This window comes from Mucilaginibacter sp., assembly GCF_964263795.1.
GTDB lineage: Bacteria > Bacteroidota > Bacteroidia > Sphingobacteriales > Sphingobacteriaceae > Mucilaginibacter.
Map to the genome: position 1 here is coordinate 41,368 of NZ_CAXVWK010000113.1, position 20,033 is coordinate 61,400.

A 20,033-nucleotide genomic window follows, 5' to 3' on the forward strand; every position below is an offset into this window, starting at 1 on the left:
AGAGCTGAAGTAATAATTGATTTGATATTACTTTTAATTGTAAATTTACATTATGATCCGTAATAACGCCATCTTTCAATCACCAGAATTTATTGACCTGTGCCGGGTTCATAAAGTGAAAGAGCTTTATGCCTTTGGGTCGGTAGGGCGCGGTACCGATAATGATACAAGCGACATGGATTTGATAGTTGAAATTGATGAGCCTAACCCAATATATAAAGGTAAATTGCTATTAAGCCTTTACAATAAATTTGAACAATATTTTAATAAAAAAGTCGACCTGCTTACTTTCGATTCTGTGAAAAACCCAATCCTAGAAGAATATATAGGCACATCAAAAAAAATAGTCTATGCCAGAGATTGACAGGAAGATAAAACTGTTCAATGATATTATTAACAGCATTATTTTAATAGAGCAGTTTCTTGGAGGTATAAATCTATTCGAAGAATATACAGTTGACACAAAAACCAAAAGCGCTATTGAGCGTCAATTAGGGATTATTGGAGAAGCTGTTAAACGAATTAAAGATATTGACCCGGAGGAGTTAATCCGTTTCCATAGTGATATAATAGGGTTTAGAAATATATTGATTCATAACTACGACGGCATTGACGATGCTATCGTGTGGGCAATTATCAAGGATGACTTGACCGCTCTTAAGGCGGAAATTGCTTCAAGACTTGACATTGAGCAGTGATCTTTCCTCCTGCACATTCGTTCTAATAAACTTATCTTACTTTTACCGCGCAACCAGTTATTGATCTATGTCGGTACTCGTATTCACGCTAATAATTCTTGTAGGTGCTTATTTTGCCGGCCTGCTGGGTTCGTTGACCGGCCTGGGCGGCGGGGTTGTGATTATTCCATTGCTTACGGTTTTGCTTGGGGTTGATATTCACTACGCTATCGGTGCATCACTGGTATCGGTTATTGCCACATCTTCGGGTTCGGCCGCGGCATATGTAAAAGAAGGGATCACCAACATCAGGCTGGGCATGTTCCTGGAGATAGCTACTACACTGGGCGCGCTGGCCGGGGCATTACTGGCAGTTTATGTCCCTACAGAATATATTGCGATCTTATTTGGCGCTATCCTTATCTTTTCGGCAATCATGTCATTACGCAAAAAGGCAGAGCAGCTAATCACCGAGCCAAGCTACCTGGCAGCCAAATTCAAATTGTACGGCAGCTACCCTGATGGTAACGGCAATGTGATACAATATGGTGTAACGCGCGTTAGTGGCGGCTTCTTTATGATGCTTTTTGCAGGGGTAATTTCGGGGCTGCTGGGGATAGGTTCGGGTGCGCTTAAAGTAATCGCGATGGACAGCGTTATGCGCATCCCGTTCAAAGTATCAACCACTACCAGTAATTTTATGATAGGCGTTACTGCGGCGGCCAGCGCGGTGGTTTACCTGCAGCGTGGCTATATAGACCCGGGGATTTCTATGCCGGTGGTGATTGGTGTATTGCTTGGAGCTATGACCGGGTCTAAGATCCTGGTGCACACCAAATCGTCGGGCTGGCTGCGTTGGGTATTTGCGGTTGTAGTTACCGTATTGGCGGCGCAAATGATTTACAAAGGGGTTACCGGTAACGTTTAACATCATTTAAATAACCCGTTGATCAGGGCATAAGGGATAGCACCCTCTGCAAAGTCATATGAGCCTTGCTTTAATTGTTGCGCTGCGTTAAAAAATGCGCCATACGCTGCCCGCGCCAATAACGATCCTACACTCACTCTTTTCACTCCCAAATCGGCTAAACCTTTGAGATTGAATGTTGGATGGTTTACTGTTAACAGCACATTGACAGGTTTGGGTGCCACGGCATTTACAACCATTTCTACCTCGGCAAGTGTTTTTAAACCTGGGGCAAATAGAACATCGGCACCCGCATCCGCATAAGCCACTAAACGCCTGATCGTATCGTTAAGATCGTCTATTCCATAAAGCAGGTTCTCGGCCCGTGCAGTCAGCATAAACGGATAGGGCAGGGAACGCGCAGCGTCGGCAGCAGCTTTTATACGCGATACTGATTGCTCAAGAGGATAAACAGGCGCGGCAGTGTTGCCGGTAGCATCTTCGATCGAACCGCCGCAAAGGCCGGTTTCCGCAGCAGCTAAAATAGTGTCAGCGCATGCTTCCGGGCTATCCCCGTAACCATTTTCCAGGTCGGCCGCGATAGGCAAACCGGTCGCTGCTACAATCATTCGCGCATTCTCTAAAGCTTCTGCCCTGTTAATTAATCCGGCTCCATCGGTTTTGCCTTTGCTGAAAGCCAGCCCTGCGCTTGTGGTAGCCAAAGCCTCAAAACCTAACCTGGCCAGCAGCTTTGCCGAACCGGCGTCCCAGGGGTTGGGGATCACGAAAGGGCCGTTGCGCTCATGCAGCGCTTTAAAAGCATTGGCTTTTATAAGCTGTTGGTTTTGCATAATATAAGTATGGAATTTAGTGCGCCGTTAAGTTACAAATTTGCCTTTACCGCATTGGCGATAACTAACAACTGTGGGTAAAATATTGTATTATTGTTTGATGAAACGCCTTTTCAGCAACCTTACCTTTCAGGTGATTATCGCGATTATTTTAGGCGTATTGGTAGGCTTAAATTTTAAAGAATTTGCGCCAACTGCGCAGCTCATCAGCCAGGTGTTTATCAAGCTCATCACGATGCTGATAGCGCCTATCATCTTCTTTACTATCGTTTTAGGAATTGCCGGCATGAGCGATATGAAGAAGGTGGGCAGGGTAGGCGGTAAGGCCCTGCTTTATTTTGAGCTGGTTACCACACTGGCCTTGATAATCGGCGTTACAGTTGCCAATATTATAAAACCGGGGGCTAACTTTATTAACAATCATGTAAAGGTGGATATGGCCAAACTGGCCACTTACGAAAAGGCGGCCTCCGAAATGAAATGGGGCGATTTCATCGCGCATATTGTACCGGGCAACGTATTTGAGGCGTTTGCTAAAGGCGATATCTTGCAGATCCTGTTTTTTGCCATATTGTTCGGTTTCGGCTTAAGCCGAATGGGTGAGGCAGGACAATCAATCATAACCACGTTCGATAAACTATCTAAAGTATTCTTCAATATCATGAAGATAGTGATGCGGGTAGCGCCTTTAGGTGCTTTCGGCGGGATGGCGTACACGATCAGCACTTATGGTTTGGCAACGTTAAAACCTCTCGCCTTATTGATGGGTTCGGTTTACCTAACTATGTTCCTGTTCATTTTTGTAGTGCTGAACCTCATCGCTTACTTCTTTAACTTCAGCCTGTGGCAATATTTGAAGCATATTAAAGAAGAGATACTGATTGTGCTGGGTACGTCCTCATCAGAATCGGCCCTGCCGGGGATGATGGAAAAGCTGGAAAAATTCGGCTGTTCCAAATCAGTAGTGGGGCTGGTGATCCCTGCAGGGTACTCTTTTAATCTGGATGGTACTACCATCTATCTTTCCATGTCGACCATATATTTAGCACAAGTATTCAAAATAGATCTTTCTATCGAGCAGCAGCTTACCATTATCGGTATCCTGATGATCACATCAAAAGGCGCGGCAGGTGTAACCGGCAGCGGGTTTATCGTACTAACATCAACCTTAGCCGCGATTAAAGTTATCCCGGTAGAAGGGGTAGCCATATTGCTGGGCGTAGACCGTTTTATGAGCGAAGCGCGGGCCATTACCAATGTAATTGGCAACGGCGTAGCTACGATAGTTGTTGCTAAGAGTGAAGGGGAGTTTGTAAGGCCGGATTAGACAATTAATAGTTGGTGGCTAAACGCGGTCTGTACTACTTTACAAAAAGCAAGGCCGCAATTTATTTGATGTTAATAGATCCGGTTGTAAAGCAATAGTATTTGCAGGGATAAAACTATACTTGATGCCGGTTTATGGCAATCCTGTAAAAAAGTAATTTTAAAAATCGTCCCTATAAATGTTTGAGGGGCGATTTTTTTTTTAGATTTGCCCTACAAAAACAAAAAGCCGATGAGCGTTCTCGTAAATAAAGATTCAAAAGTTATCGTACAGGGTTTTACCGGTAAAGAAGGCAGCTACCATGCTGAGCAAATGATTGCTTACGGTACGCAGTTAGTTGGTGGTGTTACACCGGGTAAGGGTGGCCAAAGCCATTTAGACAGGCCTGTTTTTAACACGGTTAAAGATGCGGTTGACCAAACCGGAGCCGATGTATCTATCATTTTTGTTCCGCCTGCTTTTGGTGCAGATGCCATTATGGAAGCTGCTGAAGCCGGTATTAAAGTTATTGTTTGTATTACCGAAGGTATCCCTACAAAGGATATGATACAGGTAAAAGAATATTTATCTGATAAAGACAGCCGCCTTATTGGCCCTAACTGCCCGGGTATTATTACTGCCGACGAAAGTAAAATTGGCATTATGCCGGGCTTTATCTTTAAAAAAGGTAACGTTGGTGTAGTTTCAAAATCTGGCACGCTTACTTACGAGGCGGTTGACCAGGTTGTAAAAGCTGGTTTAGGTATCACAACAGCGATTGGTATTGGTGGTGACCCTATCATCGGCACGCCAACTAAAGAAGCTGTTGAGTTGTTGATGAATGATCCTGATACACACGGTATCATCATGATTGGTGAAATTGGAGGTGGGATGGAAGCTGATGCTGCACGTTGGGTCAAAGAAAACGGTACTAAACCGGTTGTTGGCTTTATTGCCGGCCAAACAGCGCCTCCGGGCCGCCGTATGGGCCACGCAGGTGCAATTGTTGGCGGTGCCGATGATACTGCCGCTGCTAAAATGAAGATCATGGCCGAATGCGGTATCCGCGTAGTGGAGTCACCTGCTGAAATTGGTGCTGCCATGGCCGAAGAATTAGCAAAATTAGCATAATTACCCCTAAGCCTTTAAAGGGTATAGGATTTTAGATATATAGATCCTGGTCAATTTGGCCGGGATTTTTTGTGTAATTCAGTTGCTAAATTCCTTATCTTACAGCAACCAATTATACACCATGAAAAAGCTGCTTTTACTTGCCCTGCTTTTTATCAGCGCGTTAACTTTTGCTAAACCGGGCAAACCGGTTGAAACTCCGGAATTCATCCTCAAAAACTACGACAACTTTTTTAGTTACCTAAAAACACACTATAAGCCTAACCAGGACCTTATCGCTTATGATGTTAACGGCAAGATGATCGGCAAGGCGATGTTTTTTGAAAAGCTGATAACCAGCAAGTACCTGCCCGTGCGTTTGTATGGCGAAGATGGAAAGCTTTATTATAAATTACACCGTATGACCGCCGGTCAGTCAAAAGATATGGGAGGTTATATTAGCGGTTATGCAAACTCCTGGGCGGGCAATTATCGCAAAGAAGGCAAACGTTTTCCGGCTTTTAATTTTGTTGACCTTAATGGTATTAAATACAACACAGCAAACACAAAAGGAAAAGTGCTGGTGGTAAAATGCTGGTTTATTGGCTGCCAGCTTTGCGAAAAGGAAATGCCGGAGCTTAATGCCCTTAAAGCGCGATACAAAAGCCGTAAAGATATTGTGTTCATTAGCCTGGCACCAGACTCTAAAACAAAACTGCAGGCTTTTTTAAAACGCAAACGCTTCGATTATCCTATAATACCAAGTCAGGACAATTTTATGGTGAAGCAGCTTGGAATAACCGAATATCCTACCCATCTGATCGTTAATAAGCAGGGGATGGTGGTGAACGTGGTAAATGACCCTGAAGAGATTGAATGGGCGCTGCAACACAAAATATAGTCGCTGGTTATTCAATATACGAATTGTTAGAGCAGCGCATCTGCATCTCAATTCCCCTCCGTCAAGGCTGTGTAAACATCCTGCGCCCAAACAAAATCTACGCTCAACTTGTCGTATATTTATGTAGTAAGTCCGAAAGTCGGATGACCGAAAGTCCGAAAGATAAGATCGTTAAATCAATCTTGTAATCGGTAAAACACAAAATAAAAACAATGCAATATAATCAATTAACCCCCGAAGAAGAATATATAATATTACATAAAGGTACTGAGCGCCCGTTTACCGGTGCGCTGCTGGATAATAAGGCCGAAGGTGTTTACGTTTGTAAACGCTGTGATACACCCTTATATACATCCGAGTCGAAGTTTGAATCGCATTGTGGCTGGCCAAGCTTTGATGACGAGATTGCCGATGCTGTAAAACGCGTACCTGATGCCGATGGCCGCCGGGTAGAGATCGTTTGCAACAATTGCGGCGCACACCTTGGCCACGTGTTCCAGGGCGAATACCTTACTCCTAAAAATACACGGCATTGTGTTAACTCCGTGTCGATGAAGTTTGTCCCGATAGAGGATCTTAAAAAGTAAAATTGACAAAATCCCGGAGAAAAAAACTTCGGGATTTTTTGTTTTCCACATAATTTTCTCTTAACAAAAACAAGGGGTAGAATTAACATTGCAAGCGGTCTATAAACCGCGTTTTTAATGCGGTTTACCTAAAGGATTTGAGCCGGTTTTGTCGTGCTTTTGTCATGTCTTTACAGCCCTAAAAAATCTTAAAAAAAAATTGCCTTGTAGTGCTTAGTGTACAAAAAAGCCTGTTTAAATAGCTGTACTGCAAGAAGTTGAAATTTAACCGGTACCGCAAAATAATTACATAAAAAACTTTAAGTGTTTATAACTTATAGGTGATGTTAAAAACTTAGACTAACAGCCTATCCACCCTTACCCTATCTTTGAATCATAAGTTCTTTTAACGCTATCTGATTTGCCGGCAATCTGGCCGGTTATGAAAAACAAACCCGTCTTAGTAATGGGGCTAATGTGCAAATAAATAGTTAAGCAACGATTAGTGCGAAGGATGTAGCAGTGAGTAAAAAAGGTCAGGAAAAATTTAATTTTCGGCCGCTAACAAAAAACTCGCATGGTATACCTGTCTGCTATCGGCTCGTACACATAGTGGTTTTAAATAGTGTTGAACGGGGTAAGAAACAGAGAAAAAATTATAAAGAAGAGCGACATGCAAGAGGAAACCGAATTACTGCTAAAAGAGAACAAAGACCGCTTTGTGATCTTACCCATAAAATACCCTGCTATATGGGAAATGTATAAAAAAGCTGAAGCAAGTTTTTGGACAGCAGAGGAGATTGATCTTTCTGACGACCTGAAACACTGGGAGGGACTTAATTCGGGCGAGAAGCATTTTATATCACACATCCTGGCATTTTTTGCTGCCAGCGATGGTATTGTTAACGAGAACCTGGCCATCAATTTCATGAGTGAGGTACAGTTACCGGAGGCACGTTGCTTTTACGGTTTCCAGATCATGATGGAGAATATCCACTCAGAAACTTATGCTTTATTAATAGATACTTATATAAAAGACCCGGCCGAAAAAGACCGCCTGTTCCACGCTATTGATACCGTACCCTGTGTAGGTAAAAAGGCGGAGTGGGCACTACGATGGATCAACAACGGAAGCTTTGCAGAGCGTTTGGTAGCATTCGCGGCGGTGGAGGGTATTTTCTTCTCGGGTAGTTTCTGCTCTATCTTCTGGCTAAAAAAACGCGGCTTAATGCCGGGGTTAACCTTTAGCAATGAGCTGATTTCGCGTGATGAAGGCTCGCACTGCGAGTTTGCCTGTATGTTGTACAAAATGCTGGATAATAAATTATCTACTGAAGACGCAACCAAGATCATTACCGATGCGGTAGAGATTGAAAAAGAATTTGTAAGCGATGCTTTGCCGGTAAGCCTTATTGGTATGAACGCTAAAATGATGAGCCAGTATATTGAGTTTGTTGCTGACAGGTGGCTGGACGAGTTGGGCTATCCTAAAGTTTACGGCGCATCAAATCCGTTCGACTTTATGGAGATGATAAGCCTGCAGGGTAAAACCAATTTCTTTGAAAAACGCGTTGGAGATTACCAAAAAAGCGGCGTAATGAACAGCAGCGCAGAAAGCAAAGCGTTTTCACTGGACGAAGATTTCTAAGTTAGCAAATAGAGCGTAGTTGATTGGAGATTAGTTAAAACCAAATCAAATCGGTGAAATCATGCTAATCATCTTAATCGGTGAAATTAAAAGAATTATAAAACATTAAATAACTACTAACCACTTACCATTCACACCTCACAAACATGTTTGTAGTAAAAAGAGACGGAAGAAAAGAAAGCGTAAAGTTCGATAAGATCACAGCGCGTATTGAAAAATTATGCTACGGGTTTAAATTGGTTGACCCGATAGATGTAGCGAAAAAGGTAATTGAGGGATTATTTGACGGCGTAACCACGTCAGAACTGGATAACCTTGCTGCCGAAACGGCCGCATCGTTAACCATTAAACACCCGGATTATGCTTTGCTGGCATCACGTATAGCGGTTAGCAACCTGCATAAAAATACTATTAAATCGTTCTCTGAAACGATGCGCAACCTGTACGAGTATGTTGACCCTAAAACGGGTAAAGATGCTTCATTATTGGCTGATGATGTTTACGAGGTGATCAAAAACAACGCTGAGCTTTTAGATAGCACTATTATTTACGACCGTGACTTTGGGTTTGATTACTTTGGTTTTAAAACCCTTGAAAAATCGTACCTGTTAAAACTGAATGGTAAAATAGCCGAGCGCCCGCAGCACTTGTTTATGCGCGTATCGGTAGGTATCCACAAACACGATGTGGAAAGCGCTATCAAAACATACCACCTGATGAGCGAGCGTTGGTTTACACATGCTACACCAACCCTGTTTAACGCAGGTACACCAAAACCACAAATGTCGTCATGCTTCTTGTTAACCATGAAGGATGACAGCATTGAAGGTATTTACGATACCTTAAAGCAAACTGCCAAGATTTCGCAAAGCGCGGGTGGCATTGGGTTAAGCATCCATAATGTAAGGGCTACCGGTTCATATATTAGCGGTACAAACGGTACCAGTAACGGTATCATCCCGATGCTTAAGGTGTTTAACGATACTGCCCGTTATGTAGACCAGGGCGGCGGCAAGCGTAAAGGCGCTTTCGCTATCTACCTGGAGCCATGGCATGCAGACATCTTTGAATTTCTTGACCTGCGTAAAAACCACGGTAAAGAAGAAATGCGCGCCCGCGATTTGTTTTATGCCCTGTGGGTATCAGACCTTTTTATGCGCCGTGTAGAAGCTAACGAAGAGTGGACACTGTTTTGCCCGCATGAAGCACCAGGACTGGCAGATTGCCATGGTGCCGAATTTGAAGCATTATATGAGCGTTACGAAGCCGAAGGCCGGGGCCGCAAAACCATTAAAGCGCAAGAGCTTTGGTTTGCCGTGTTAGATGCCCAGGTAGAAACCGGTACACCATACCTGCTGTATAAAGATGCTGCTAACGCAAAATCAAACCAGCAGAATTTAGGTACCATAAAAAGCTCAAACTTGTGTACCGAAATTATGGAGTACACATCGGCAGATGAGATAGCTGTTTGTAACCTGGCTTCGTTAGCATTGCCACGCTTTGTTATTGATGGTAAGTTTGACCACGCAAAACTTTACGAGGTTACTTACCAGGCTACTTTGAACCTGAACAAGATCATCGATCATAATTACTATCCGGTTAAAGAGGCCGAGTACTCTAACCTGCGCCACCGCCCAATTGGTTTAGGTGTGCAAGGTTTAGCCGATGCATTTATCCTGCTGCGCTATCCGTTTGAGAGCGAAGAAGCACGCCAGCTGAACAAAGAGATCTTTGAGACCATTTACTTTGCTGCCATGACGGCATCTAAAGACCTGGCTTTAAAAGATGGCGCTTACGAAACCTTTAAAGGTTCGCCGCTATCTAAAGGTAAATTCCAGTTTGACCTTTGGGATGTAAAACCGGCAAGTGACCGTTGGGATTGGGAAAACCTGCGTTTAGATGTAATGAACCACGGTGTGCGTAACTCCCTGTTAGTAGCGCCGATGCCAACCGCATCAACTTCGCAAATATTGGGTAATAATGAGTGCTTTGAGCCATATACCTCAAACATTTATACCCGCCGTGTATTAAGTGGCGAGTTCATCATCGTGAACAAATTCTTACTGCGCGACCTGGTTGACCGCGGCTTGTGGACAAACAGCATGAAAGACAGGATCATTACCGCAAACGGTTCCATCCAGGATATTGCAGAGATCCCTGCCGATATCAAAGAGCTTTACAAAACTGTGTGGGAAATTAAGATGCGTAACATTATAGATATGGCCGCCGATAGGGGTGCTTACATCTGTCAGTCGCAGTCGTTAAACCTGTTCATTAATTCGCCAAATGCGTCAAAATTAACTTCAATGCACTTTTACGCATGGAAGAAAGGCTTAAAAACAGGTATGTATTACCTGCGTACACAAGCAGCATCGCAGGCGGTTAAATTTACCGTTGAGAACCAGGGCGGTAAAAACATGGATCCGGTTATCCCGGAAGTGGTTAATCAAATTGCCGATGAGATACCGGCCGGCCCGTCTTGCTCTATGGAAGAGGGATGTGTTACCTGCAGTGCCTAATCACCATAATCTTACATAAGTTAAAGACCGTGCAGCGAAAGTAGTACGGTCTTTTTGTTTATATTGGGCTGGGGAAACTTCGCGCATAAGTGGTGCGTTGGGAATACCGACTACAAAATAAGAGTACAAGTTAACCATTCAAACAAACTTAATGAACAACCTTGTAATCAAATCTATTTGTAATTCGATTTTATTGTTTATAGCATTTATTTTTTTTAGTTGTAACAGTAGTACTCCTCAAAATAAGATAGTGATTTTCTCTTTGAAAAAAATTGCACTAAAATGCGACACAACTGGTAATGAAATGGGTAGAATTATATTTGAACTGAATATTACTAATAAAAGTCAAAATCCGATAATTTTAACAAGATCCGATTCTGAAAGTACCGATTCGTTAGGTCATTGCTTTTTAATTAGTAAAAAAATGTTTCGTGATACCCTTAACTTGTTAGTCAAAAATGAATTTGTCGGGCAACTTGAAGTCGGGAAATCGGCACAAATTAATGCCTTGTTAGATTATGACAAATTAAAATACGTTTTGAAAAACTGTTTGAACAGAAATATTAGCGTAAACGACCTTCGCAATTTTTTAAATTCAAAGGAAAGCTACACCTTAATTTACGCCCCATCCAAAAGTTCAACAATATACAAAATTGGAAGATCATCAAATCTTCAAATTAGTTGTAACCCATAATGTACCATCGGCGCGATTATGCAGCATTGGGATAAACAAAGGAGTACACGCGCTAATAAGCCAACCCAGCTGTCATGCTGAATTTATTTCAGCAACCCACCCGCAAAGTAGACAGCTTAATGTCACCGTCCTGAGAGATCCTGAAACAAGTTCAGGATGACAGCGGGAGTAATATACATGACTGCGTGGTGCGATAAAGTTTGATGTTGGTGGCGCTACTTTGTCAGTGATTCGATATCGCTAATTATTAAATTACTGATTGTCACGTGTTCATGATAATTAACAGCGTTCACGGCCGTGAACGTGAACATACTTGGTAGAAATAAATAACCCCGGCTGGTTAAGGGCCGGGGTTAAAATAGCAATGTTTAAGAGGCTAAAGCCTTTTAAATAAGCAGGCTTTGTTACAATTTGTCGGATGTTAGTTCATCGTCGTCATCGCTCGCCAACTCATCGTCGTCTACAAGGTCGTCATCCTCGTCATCGAGTAAGTCGTCGTCACCTTCGCCATCGGCTTCGGTATCCACGTCATCCAAGTCGCTCAGATCGTCCGATTCGGTATCAGTATCGGTATCTGAAAGATCTGTATCAGCACCAGTTAATGTATCACTACCGGTTTCAGGATAATCTTCCTGATCTGCGATATCCCTGTCAACAGATGTGTCTTCAGCATCCGACGAATAATTCTGTTGTTCGTCCGGAAAATTTTGATCGATTTCCATAATTTTAAGTTTGTTGTTTGTATATGTACGACAATCGGTAACCATGAAATGTTTGTTGTTTTTATCGTTTAAATTAAAATAATTTCGATTGATAAAATAATCACTACCTTTAGGATAATTGTAATCTTAAAGGAAAGATAAATACACTTGAATATTTATAACCTTTATGTAATTATGATGTTATATAAAATCGAACCCGCAATTTTTGCGTAGGTTAGCATATACAAACATTAAACTTTAAATACCATGGGATTAGGCGCACCAGAGATCATATTGATCATATTAGCGATTTTATTATTATTTGGCGGTAAAAAGATACCTGAATTGATGAAAGGCCTTGGAAAAGGAATGAAAGAATTTAAGAGCGCACAAGACGGCACATCAGAGCCGGCGCCGGTGACAGAACCAATCAACAAAGCATAAATGAAAGGCCCCGCACGGGGCCTTTTGCTTTTGTATTAATTGAGCATCCGATAATTAATTAATATTCTTTTCCGGCAAGCAAATATCAAATCAGGAAGCACCTAAGGTAGGTATACCTTTTACGCTTCAATGATCGATATCCGCGCTAACTTTACGACATTTGTTAAACCATGGACGATAATTGATTGACCATAGGCTATTAAGCAATGACTAAACACGAGATCATCAGTTGCGACCGCTGCGGTACAGGTATAGAGTGTAAAGCAAATTCTTACACCAAATGCCAGTGCAGCATAGTGCAGCTGAATTTGAACGAAGTGCAATACATCAGCGAAAACTACGAAGGCTGTATGTGCGCCAAGTGTTTATTGGAGTTGCAGGCCGAGTATCAGGAGAGTCTGCAGGTTTGATCATGTCCGTATTTTCCGCACAATATTATTGCGAGTTTGACCGGTTCTTTTCTGTGAAAATTGAAGATGATGGCCGCGTTGCCTATGCTTACCTAATGCAGGGTAACGATGAAGTTGCCGATGTATGGCTATACAACCTGGCTGCCGCGCCGGTTGCCAGCTTTTGGAATGAAGCGGACAAACCTTTTGTAAATCCCTGTTGAATATCTGGCTACAGATGCTGCAACCTTGCCAATCAGATCTGAAGATGATGTGCGCTGCGAATGGATAGAAACCAGCGACGGCATCATCGAAGTAGATATACTGATTCGCGGTAAATTCATAGCACAGCTAACACCCGGTGCCAAACCCGGCTTATCGGTACTGGTAATTAAGGATGGTCCGCTGGCACTTAAGTATTAATACAAACCTGTGTGCCTCCGGCATCATTGCGAATGACCGACAGCAATCCTCAAATTAAGGTTAGGACGGATTACCTGCATAATCGTTGTCTTCACTTACCACCTCATCTTTTGCTTTAGCAACCGCATCTTTTAAATATACTTCGCCTTTGTAAGGCTCAATTACCGAATGAAAACTAAAGCCGGCAACATGCAGCAGGTAATAGGTCATGATATCGCACCAGCAGATTTCATCATGAAACATCGGCACCTTTGGGAACTTTCCTTCCTGTTTGCTTAACTCCTTGTTGTAATTATACTCGCCATCATGTTTTACAATCCATGCTTGAAACAGATCCATTTCAGCAGGGTCAGAAAAAACGATCTTGAAAAAAGTCTCCTCGGTACCTCTTTAAGGTCGTCGTTCATGTAGTGATGGTACTTATGGCGGTGGCGGATGATCTTGGCGGTTATCATATGGGCTGATTTGTATTAACCTAACACCAAATAGGGATAAGCGTTTTAAATATTTGCGGTGTGGTGTGCTGTCTTACGGGCTTTCCGCCTTTTTAAACTTTCCGACTAAATTTCTATCTTCGCATCTTTGCATAGCACACTAAATTATGAAATTACTTGAAGGTAAAACCGCACTGATCACCGGTGCATCAAAAGGCATCGGCCGTAAAATAGCCGAGAAATTTGCCGAGCACGGCGCTAATGTGGCGTTCACCTATCTGTCGTCTGTTGAAAAAGGCGAGGCACTTGAAAACGAATTGCAAAGTTTTGGTACGCAGGTAAAAGGTTACCGCAGCGATGCATCCAAATTTGATGAGGCTGAAAAACTGATCACAGACATTGTAGCAGATTTTGGTACGTTAGATATCGTTGTTAACAATGCAGGTATTACCAAAGATGGTTTACTGATGCGGATGACCGAAGAGCAATGGGATGAAGTGCTGAACGTTAACCTGAAATCTATTTTCAATGTAACCAAGGCAGCATCCAAGATCATGATGAAAAACCGTAAAGGGGTATTTATTAACATGAGCTCGGTAGTTGGTGTGCAGGGCAATGCCGGCCAGGCCAATTACGCGGCTTCAAAATCAGGTATTATTGGCTTCTCAAAATCGATAGCGAAGGAATTAGGCTCACGTAATATTCGTACCAACGTGGTGGCACCGGGTTTTATCCGTACCGAAATGACCGAAGTTTTAGACCCTAAAGTGGTTGAAGGCTGGGCTGCGGCTATCCCGTTGAAACGTGCCGGCGAAACCGAAGACGTGGCAAATGCCTGTGTGTTCCTGGCATCAGATATGGCAACTTACATTACCGGGCAGGTGATCCCTGTAGATGGTGGAATGTTGTAGGAAAGAAATAGTATTAAAAATTATATTAACAAAGGAGGCAAGCATTAGCTTGCCTCCTTTGTTGTAAATGAATGGCAAACAAGCTGTCCATTTCCCAAACTATTATCGATGTAGCTACTGACCGCGGACCTGATAAATCAACCTGCCCGAGTGAAATTGCCCGGGCTTTATTCCCAGCCGACTGGCGCAAGCATATGCAGGAGGTAAGGGATGCCGCCATTGGGTTGCAACATGCCGGCAAAGTAGTGATTACTCAAAAGGGTGAACCGGTTGATATCAACCACATCAAAGGCCCAATCCGTATCAAATTAAAATAGCCCTTATCACAATAATTTCGCATTTTGCAGGTATGGTTCTTATGAGCATCAAGCGTTACTCAAAACTCATCACCCTCAACTAAATGTCCGTCACCTGGGGATCAGCTTCAATATGGTGGATACCTGCCTGCCTGTTATTGGGCTTGCTTTACGCATGGCTGATGTACCGGCAACCAGTGCAATTAGCTAAACGGCCGCGATACATTTTGTTTTCTTTCAGGGCAGCAGTAGTATCCATCTTAGCCTTACTTTTAATGTCGCCTTTAATCCGTACAGTAAGCTATCAGCCACAAAAGCCGGTGATACTGATTGCGCAGGATAATTCGGAATCTATTAAGCTGTTTTCAAAGTCAGGGGATATCGGTACATCCGTTGACGGATTAGCAAGACTTAAAGCACAATTGGGAAATGATTATGAGGTGCATGAGTTTACGTTTGATAGTGGTCTTCACGATGGATTAACAGGAAATTTCAAGGGCAAACAAACCAATATTTATAACGCTCTTCATCAACTGAACGAGCGGTTTGTGAACCGCAATATCGGTGCGCTGGTGCTTGCCACCGATGGCTTATCTAACCTGGGAAGCGACCCGCAATACGAAGCGCGCAACATCAAAACCAATATTTATACTGTTGCCCAGGGGGATACGGTACCCCGCCGGGATTTACTGATCGGCAATGTCAACTATAACAAAACAGTTTTTTTAGGGAATGATTTTGAAGTAGAATTACTCGCAGAGGCTTACCAAAGCCAGGGCGAAACCATGCGCTTAACCGTGACAGAAGATGGCCGCCAGGTAGCCGCTCAGAACATCAATATCACATCCGCAGCTTTTAAAAAGGTGTTGCCGCTAAAACTGAACGCTGATAGAAAAGGTATCCGCAAATTTACGTTCAAGCTGGCGCCTGTTGCAAATGAAATTTCTGTACAGAACAATATCGAAACTATTTACATAGAGGTGCTTGATGCGCGGCAGAAAGTGCTGCTTCTGTATGATACACCGCATCCTGATGTCAGCGTTATCAAAAACGCTATCGAAACCAACCGCAACTTTGAGGTAAAGCCCAGCCTCCTCGCCGATATGAGCTCACTATCGATCAGCGATTATAGCATGGCAATACTTTATCAGCCCGGTGCCGGAAGTTATGCTAAGCTGCAGCAGGTGCTTGGCAGTAAAATGCCGCTGTGGTTTATAACCGGTGCGCAGGCCGAGATTCAGGGATTGAATACCTATCAAAAAACAATAAAGTTATCGGCCGGCCGGCAGGAAGTGCAGGAAACCTTTGCGCAGCCGGTAAGCACCTTTTCGGCCTTTACCTTATCCGACTCTACGCAGACTAAACTAAGCAAATTGCCGCCGCTGTTATCGCCTTTTGGTAGTTACGAAGCAGCTTCATCTGCGGCAGTATTACTTAAACAAAAGATAGGCAACTTAGCAACCAACTACCCGCTCTTGGCATTCAATGAAATTGGCGGCCGCCGTGAAGCGGTGCTGACAGGCGAAGGTTTGTGGCGATGGCAACTGGCCGAATACCGGCAGTTTGGCAACCACAATGCTATCGACGAGTTGTTTAGCCAGGCGGTGCAGTACCTAACGGCTAATGCTAACCGGCAATGCTTTAGAGTGTACTCTGCTAAAAACGTGTTTGATGAAGGCGAAAGCATCCTGCTGAATGCCGAGCTATATAATGATGCGCTTGAACTGATCAATATACCCGATGTCAGCATCAGCATTAAAAGCAGTACAGGGAAAAACTATAGCTTTTTATTTAGCCGCACCGGCCAAAGCTATCAGTTAAATGCCGGGGCTTTGCCGGTTGGCGATTACACTTACCAGGCCGTTACCAAAAACGGCAAGCAAAATTTTAAGGCCGGCGGTCAGTTTACGGTAAAGCAACTGGATCTGGAAACCCGTCAAAGCACAGCCAATCATAAAATGCTGAGAACGATAGCTGTACAATCGGGCGGTAAAATGCTGCTACCATCGCAGGTGGGCCAACTAGCCGATCTGATCCGTAAAAACGAAAACATCAAAACCGTTGTTTATGAAGATAAAAAATACAGTGACATCATCGACCTCAAGTGGATTTTTGTACTGATCCTTTTATTGCTCAGTACTGAATGGTTTTTGCGCAAACGCGAAGGGGAAATTTAAAAACACATTATCATTTCGAGGAGAAATATTCTGCGTCTGGTAAAGTCTGCACATTGCCCGTAGAAGTTTATCCTTATCATTCTAAATGACATAATTATAATATCATGAAAAAATTCATCATTTTATTACTCTTAACAGCAACCGCAAATTTAACCCGGGCGCAACAGCTCAACATTGGCACTTACAACCTGCGGTATGCTAACAAAGGCGATTCTACCGCGGGTAACGGCTGGGGGCAGCGCTTGCCGCATATAGCCAAACTGGTTTTATTTCAGGACCTTGATATCTTTGGTACGCAGGAAGCAAAGTTTCATCAATTGAATGAACTAACCGATAGCCTGCCTGGTTACAAGTGGTTTGGTGCAGGCCGCGATGACGGGCAGCATGCCGGTGAGCACTCAGCTATCTTTTACAAGGCGGCTAAATTCAGTGTGCTGAAATCAGGCAATTTCTGGATGTCGACTGTTACAGATAAACCTAATAAAGGCTGGGATGCCGCACTGCCGCGCATTTGTACCTGGGTGCAATTCAAAGAACTAAAAACAAGTTTTACGTTTTACTTTTTAACCTCCACATGGATCATATCGGCGTTGTGGCCCGCCGCGAAAGCGCGAAGCTGGTGCTGGAAAAAATCCGGCAAATGGCCGGTAAAATGCCAACCATCCTTACGGGTGATTTCAACGTCGATCAAACATCAGACAGTTACGCGGTGATCAATAATTCGGGCATATTGAAAGATACTTATGTGTTATCGCCGGTGAAGCTGGCGCCAAGTAATACTTTCAACAGCTTTGATGCCAATACTGCCGGTGATAAACGCATCGACCACATTTTTGTGACCAGGGAGTTTAAGGTGCTGCGCTATGGCGTACTTACTAATACCTACCATGGCCGCACCCCGTCAGATCATTACCCGGTAGTAGCTGTAATGGAGGTAGTCAAGTAATTATGAAAATTACGAAACATAGGACATCAAATTTAGATCATTAAGTAGTTCGGTTCAAAATTCATTATTCGATAGTCAATCAAGCAAAAAAATCTATCTTCGTTATCATGTCGCCTACCGGAGCTAAAGAAAAAATAGCGGCCCTTACTGCCGAATTAAGAGAGCATACCTACAATTATTATGTATTGGCTATGCCTACCATATCCGACTATGACTTTGATCAAAAACTGGAGCAGTTGGCCAAACTGGAGAAGCAGTACCCGGAATTTGCAGATCCTGAATCGCCAACGCAGGTAGTGGGCGGGGATATCACCAAAGAATTTGTAACCGTAAAGCACCGCTGGCCGATGCTGTCGTTAGGTAATACGTACAATGAGCAGGAACTAATTGAATTTGATGCACGCGTGCGCAAAGCTATAGGCGATACCTTTGAATATGTATGCGAACTTAAATTCGACGGCTTATCAATGAGCCTTACCTATGAGGGTGGGAAACTTGCGCGTGCCGTTACCCGGGGCGATGGCACCCAGGGCGACGAAGTGACCACTAATGTGCGTACCATTCACAGCATCCCTAAAAAGCTGGCAGCGGGTAACTATCCCGAACTGTTCGAGATTAGGGGTGAGGTATTTATGCACCTAAAAGCTTTTGAACGTTTAAACAAAGAGCGTGTAGATAACGGCGAAGTGCCTTATGCTAATCCCCGTAACTTTGCATCGGGCACCATGAAACTTCAGGATTCCGCCGAAGTGGCACGCCGCCCGCTGGATTGTTTCCTATACGGCTTATACACCGAAAAAACACTGTTTAAAACCCATTGGGAAAGCCTGGAAGCTGTTAAGAGCTGGGGCTTTCATGTGGATAACCATAGCCGTTTGTGCAGCGATATTGCCGGCGTGCTTGATTTTATTAATCATTGGGATACGGAGCGCCACCAGCTGAGTTATGATATCGACGGTATTGTTATCAAGGTAAATAACTATTCGCAGCAACAGGAGCTGGGCTTTACGGCAAAATCGCCGCGCTGGGCCATATCCTATAAATTTAAAGCCGAAAGGGTAGAGACCGAACTGCTTGCCGTTACTTACCAGGTGGGCCGTACTGGTGCCGTTACCCCGGTTGCTAATTTAAAACCTGTTTTGCTTGCCGGCACAACGGTAAAACGCGCAACGCTGCATAACGCCGATGAAATTACCGAGCGCCTTAAACTGCATGAGCATGATACCGTTTTTGTGGAAAAAGGCGGCGAGATCATCCCGAAGATCATCAGCGTAAACCTGGATAAGCGGCAGCCGGGTGCGCTGCCTGTTAAGTATGTTACCCACTGCCCGGCCTGTAATACCGAACTGCTGCGGAACGAAGGCGAAGCCGCATGGTATTGCCCGAATGATGAGGGCTGCCCACCGCAAATTGTAGGCAAAATGCAGCATTACATTGGCCGTAAGGCGATGAACATTGATGGCCTTGGCGATGAAACCATAGAAACGCTGTACCGCCAGGATTTTATTAAGCACATCAGTGATATTTACCGGCTGATAGACCGTGCAGATGAATTGAAAAAGCTTGGGCGTTTTGGCGAGAAATCGATCAACAACATGCTGGATGGTATCGAAAAATCAAAGGAGCAGCCGTTTGAAAAAGTATTGTTTGGTTTGGGGATCCGTTACGTAGGCGAAACGGTTGCCCGCAAATTGGCGGCGCATTTTAAGAACATTGATAACCTTATGGCTGCTACAGCCGAGGAACTGACAGCGGCCGAAGAAATTGGCGGGCGCATTGCTCAAAGCATTACCGAATATTTTGCCGACGAAAGCCACAGCGCGGAGATTGAAAAATTAAAAGCCAGTGGCCTGCAGTTTGTTGCCGAAGAAAAAGAAGTAACCCTTGCAAGTGATAAGTTGAGCGGGCAAAGTTTCATTATCTCCGGCGTGTTTGAAAAATACTCGCGTGATGAACTGAAGGATTTGATAGAAGCTAACGGGGGCAAGATTTTGAGCAGTATATCTGCCAAACTCAATTACCTTGTTGCCGGCGATAACATGGGCCCGGCAAAGCTGGAGAAAGCAAATAAATTGAACATTCCTATCATCAGCGATGAAGATCTGCTGGTGATGATCGGTTAAGGAAATAGCA

General features: G+C 43.7%; 22 protein-coding genes. 19 read left to right on the plus strand and 3 right to left on the minus strand.

Annotated elements, in window-relative coordinates; all coding sequences use genetic code 11:
- The first annotated feature begins 52 nt into the window (after window positions 1-52).
- The 3 genes from ACE5CV_RS18160 to ACE5CV_RS18170 all read left to right on the plus strand — a co-directional run bounded on the left by ACE5CV_RS18160 (window position 53) and on the right by ACE5CV_RS18170 (window position 1,605).
- Window positions 53-364, plus strand: a complete 312-nt coding sequence (locus tag ACE5CV_RS18160) for a nucleotidyltransferase family protein (RefSeq protein ID WP_374951616.1) — start codon at window positions 53-55, stop codon at window positions 362-364.
- Window positions 351-698, plus strand: coding sequence for a DUF86 domain-containing protein (locus ACE5CV_RS18165; RefSeq protein WP_374951617.1), 348 nt, complete (start codon window positions 351-353; stop codon window positions 696-698). Before ACE5CV_RS18160 ends, ACE5CV_RS18165 begins: the two co-directional genes overlap by 14 nt.
- Before the next feature lie 67 nt (window positions 699-765).
- Window positions 766-1,605, plus strand: coding sequence for a sulfite exporter TauE/SafE family protein (locus ACE5CV_RS18170; protein WP_374951618.1), 840 nt, complete (start codon window positions 766-768; stop codon window positions 1,603-1,605).
- Window positions 1,606-1,607: 2 nt separating this feature from the next.
- Here the strand turns inward: ACE5CV_RS18170 and ACE5CV_RS18175 are convergent, their stop codons facing one another.
- On the minus strand, window positions 1,608-2,435 hold the full coding sequence (locus tag ACE5CV_RS18175; protein ID WP_374951619.1) for an oxaloacetate decarboxylase: 828 nt from the start codon (window positions 2,433-2,435) through the stop codon (window positions 1,608-1,610).
- A 100-nt stretch (window positions 2,436-2,535) separates the two neighbouring features.
- On the opposite strand from ACE5CV_RS18175, the gene dctA reads away from it, so the two are divergent.
- The 6 genes from dctA (at window position 2,536) to ACE5CV_RS18205 (ending at window position 10,485) form a co-directional block, all read left to right on the plus strand.
- A complete protein-coding gene (dctA, locus tag ACE5CV_RS18180) occupies window positions 2,536-3,762 on the plus strand; it encodes a C4-dicarboxylate transporter DctA (protein WP_374951620.1) in 1,227 nt (408 codons plus the stop codon).
- A gap of 231 nt (window positions 3,763-3,993) precedes the next feature.
- Complete coding sequence (gene sucD, locus ACE5CV_RS18185; RefSeq protein WP_374951621.1) at window positions 3,994-4,872, plus strand: succinate--CoA ligase subunit alpha; 879 nt, start codon at window positions 3,994-3,996, stop codon at window positions 4,870-4,872.
- A 121-nt stretch (window positions 4,873-4,993) separates the two neighbouring features.
- Window positions 4,994-5,752: a TlpA family protein disulfide reductase gene (locus ACE5CV_RS18190; RefSeq protein ID WP_374951622.1), complete on the plus strand. Its 759-nt coding sequence runs from the start codon at window positions 4,994-4,996 to the stop codon at window positions 5,750-5,752.
- A 212-nt stretch (window positions 5,753-5,964) separates the two neighbouring features.
- On the plus strand, window positions 5,965-6,339 hold the full coding sequence (locus tag ACE5CV_RS18195) for a methionine-R-sulfoxide reductase (protein WP_374951623.1): 375 nt from the start codon (window positions 5,965-5,967) through the stop codon (window positions 6,337-6,339).
- Between the two features lie 652 nt (window positions 6,340-6,991).
- Window positions 6,992-7,966, plus strand: coding sequence for a ribonucleoside-diphosphate reductase small subunit (locus ACE5CV_RS18200; protein WP_374951624.1), 975 nt, complete (start codon window positions 6,992-6,994; stop codon window positions 7,964-7,966).
- A 146-nt stretch (window positions 7,967-8,112) separates the two neighbouring features.
- Window positions 8,113-10,485, plus strand: coding sequence for a ribonucleoside-diphosphate reductase subunit alpha (locus tag ACE5CV_RS18205; RefSeq protein WP_374951625.1), 2,373 nt, complete (start codon window positions 8,113-8,115; stop codon window positions 10,483-10,485).
- A gap of 1,098 nt (window positions 10,486-11,583) precedes the next feature.
- Here ACE5CV_RS18205 and ACE5CV_RS18210 read toward each other — a convergent pair.
- Window positions 11,584-11,901 (minus strand): hypothetical protein, encoded by a 318-nt coding sequence (locus ACE5CV_RS18210; protein WP_374951626.1) that lies wholly within the window; start codon window positions 11,899-11,901, stop codon window positions 11,584-11,586.
- Between the two features lie 246 nt (window positions 11,902-12,147).
- Between ACE5CV_RS18210 and tatA the strand changes: the two genes are divergently transcribed.
- From tatA to ACE5CV_RS18230, 4 genes are all read left to right on the plus strand, one after another.
- Window positions 12,148-12,324 carry a twin-arginine translocase TatA/TatE family subunit gene (gene tatA, locus ACE5CV_RS18215; RefSeq protein WP_374951627.1) on the plus strand — a complete coding sequence of 59 codons (177 nt, stop codon included), beginning with the start codon at window positions 12,148-12,150 and terminating at the stop codon, window positions 12,322-12,324.
- A gap of 206 nt (window positions 12,325-12,530) precedes the next feature.
- Entirely contained in the window at window positions 12,531-12,734 is a 204-nt protein-coding gene (locus ACE5CV_RS18220; RefSeq protein WP_374951628.1) for a cysteine-rich CWC family protein, read from the plus strand.
- 2 nt (window positions 12,735-12,736) lie between these two features.
- Window positions 12,737-12,937, plus strand: a complete 201-nt coding sequence (locus ACE5CV_RS18225; RefSeq protein ID WP_374951629.1) for a hypothetical protein — start codon at window positions 12,737-12,739, stop codon at window positions 12,935-12,937.
- Between the two features lie 25 nt (window positions 12,938-12,962).
- The gene (locus ACE5CV_RS18230; protein WP_374951630.1) at window positions 12,963-13,136 is read left to right on the plus strand and encodes a hypothetical protein; all 174 of its coding nucleotides are present in this window, start codon (window positions 12,963-12,965) and stop codon (window positions 13,134-13,136) included.
- A gap of 60 nt (window positions 13,137-13,196) precedes the next feature.
- Here ACE5CV_RS18230 and ACE5CV_RS18235 read toward each other — a convergent pair whose 3' ends face one another.
- Entirely contained in the window at window positions 13,197-13,475 is a 279-nt protein-coding gene (locus tag ACE5CV_RS18235; RefSeq protein WP_374951631.1) for a hypothetical protein, read from the minus strand.
- 262 nt (window positions 13,476-13,737) lie between these two features.
- Here ACE5CV_RS18235 and fabG point away from each other — a divergent pair, with 262 nt between their 5' ends.
- The 6 genes from fabG to ligA all read left to right on the plus strand — a co-directional run bounded on the left by fabG (window position 13,738) and on the right by ligA (window position 20,023).
- Window positions 13,738-14,481, plus strand: a complete 744-nt coding sequence (gene fabG, locus ACE5CV_RS18240; protein ID WP_374951632.1) for a 3-oxoacyl-[acyl-carrier-protein] reductase — start codon at window positions 13,738-13,740, stop codon at window positions 14,479-14,481.
- A gap of 71 nt (window positions 14,482-14,552) precedes the next feature.
- Window positions 14,553-14,798 carry a DUF3253 domain-containing protein gene (locus ACE5CV_RS18245; RefSeq protein WP_374951633.1) on the plus strand — a complete coding sequence of 82 codons (246 nt, stop codon included), beginning with the start codon at window positions 14,553-14,555 and terminating at the stop codon, window positions 14,796-14,798.
- Window positions 14,799-14,881: 83 nt separating this feature from the next.
- Window positions 14,882-16,954, plus strand: coding sequence for a hypothetical protein (locus tag ACE5CV_RS18250; protein ID WP_374951634.1), 2,073 nt, complete (start codon window positions 14,882-14,884; stop codon window positions 16,952-16,954).
- Between the two features lie 104 nt (window positions 16,955-17,058).
- Window positions 17,059-17,667 (plus strand): hypothetical protein, encoded by a 609-nt coding sequence (locus tag ACE5CV_RS18255; RefSeq protein ID WP_374951635.1) that lies wholly within the window; start codon window positions 17,059-17,061, stop codon window positions 17,665-17,667.
- Complete coding sequence (locus ACE5CV_RS18260) at window positions 17,607-17,900, plus strand: endonuclease/exonuclease/phosphatase family protein (RefSeq protein WP_374951636.1); 294 nt, start codon at window positions 17,607-17,609, stop codon at window positions 17,898-17,900. Before ACE5CV_RS18255 ends, ACE5CV_RS18260 begins: the two co-directional genes overlap by 61 nt.
- A 107-nt stretch (window positions 17,901-18,007) precedes the next feature.
- Window positions 18,008-20,023, plus strand: a complete 2,016-nt coding sequence (gene ligA / locus ACE5CV_RS18265) for an NAD-dependent DNA ligase LigA (RefSeq protein WP_374951637.1) — start codon at window positions 18,008-18,010, stop codon at window positions 20,021-20,023.
- The last annotated feature ends 10 nt before the right edge of the window (window positions 20,024-20,033 follow it).

What these genes read in the sequence shown, in the direction of transcription:
- ACE5CV_RS18160 (WP_374951616.1), top strand. Translation starts at nt 53, where the DNA reads ATGATCCGTAATAACGCCATCTTTCAATCACCAGAATTTATTGACCTG.
- ACE5CV_RS18165 (WP_374951617.1), top strand. Translation starts at nt 351, where the DNA reads ATGCCAGAGATTGACAGGAAGATAAAACTGTTCAATGATATTATTAAC.
- ACE5CV_RS18170 (WP_374951618.1), top strand. Translation starts at nt 766, where the DNA reads ATGTCGGTACTCGTATTCACGCTAATAATTCTTGTAGGTGCTTATTTT.
- ACE5CV_RS18175 (WP_374951619.1), bottom strand. Translation starts at nt 2,435, where the DNA reads ATGCAAAACCAACAGCTTATAAAAGCCAATGCTTTTAAAGCGCTGCAT.
- dctA (WP_374951620.1), top strand. Translation starts at nt 2,536, where the DNA reads ATGAAACGCCTTTTCAGCAACCTTACCTTTCAGGTGATTATCGCGATT.
- sucD (WP_374951621.1), top strand. Translation starts at nt 3,994, where the DNA reads ATGAGCGTTCTCGTAAATAAAGATTCAAAAGTTATCGTACAGGGTTTT.
- ACE5CV_RS18190 (WP_374951622.1), top strand. Translation starts at nt 4,994, where the DNA reads ATGAAAAAGCTGCTTTTACTTGCCCTGCTTTTTATCAGCGCGTTAACT.
- ACE5CV_RS18195 (WP_374951623.1), top strand. Translation starts at nt 5,965, where the DNA reads ATGCAATATAATCAATTAACCCCCGAAGAAGAATATATAATATTACAT.
- ACE5CV_RS18200 (WP_374951624.1), top strand. Translation starts at nt 6,992, where the DNA reads ATGCAAGAGGAAACCGAATTACTGCTAAAAGAGAACAAAGACCGCTTT.
- ACE5CV_RS18205 (WP_374951625.1), top strand. Translation starts at nt 8,113, where the DNA reads ATGTTTGTAGTAAAAAGAGACGGAAGAAAAGAAAGCGTAAAGTTCGAT.
- ACE5CV_RS18210 (WP_374951626.1), bottom strand. Translation starts at nt 11,901, where the DNA reads ATGGAAATCGATCAAAATTTTCCGGACGAACAACAGAATTATTCGTCG.
- tatA (WP_374951627.1), top strand. Translation starts at nt 12,148, where the DNA reads ATGGGATTAGGCGCACCAGAGATCATATTGATCATATTAGCGATTTTA.
- ACE5CV_RS18220 (WP_374951628.1), top strand. Translation starts at nt 12,531, where the DNA reads ATGACTAAACACGAGATCATCAGTTGCGACCGCTGCGGTACAGGTATA.
- ACE5CV_RS18225 (WP_374951629.1), top strand. Translation starts at nt 12,737, where the DNA reads ATGTCCGTATTTTCCGCACAATATTATTGCGAGTTTGACCGGTTCTTT.
- ACE5CV_RS18235 (WP_374951631.1), bottom strand. Translation starts at nt 13,475, where the DNA reads ATGGATCTGTTTCAAGCATGGATTGTAAAACATGATGGCGAGTATAAT.
- fabG (WP_374951632.1), top strand. Translation starts at nt 13,738, where the DNA reads ATGAAATTACTTGAAGGTAAAACCGCACTGATCACCGGTGCATCAAAA.
- ACE5CV_RS18245 (WP_374951633.1), top strand. Translation starts at nt 14,553, where the DNA reads ATGGCAAACAAGCTGTCCATTTCCCAAACTATTATCGATGTAGCTACT.
- ACE5CV_RS18250 (WP_374951634.1), top strand. Translation starts at nt 14,882, where the DNA reads ATGTCCGTCACCTGGGGATCAGCTTCAATATGGTGGATACCTGCCTGC.
- ACE5CV_RS18255 (WP_374951635.1), top strand. Translation starts at nt 17,059, where the DNA reads ATGAAAAAATTCATCATTTTATTACTCTTAACAGCAACCGCAAATTTA.
- ACE5CV_RS18260 (WP_374951636.1), top strand. Translation starts at nt 17,607, where the DNA reads ATGCCAACCATCCTTACGGGTGATTTCAACGTCGATCAAACATCAGAC.
- ligA (WP_374951637.1), top strand. Translation starts at nt 18,008, where the DNA reads ATGTCGCCTACCGGAGCTAAAGAAAAAATAGCGGCCCTTACTGCCGAA.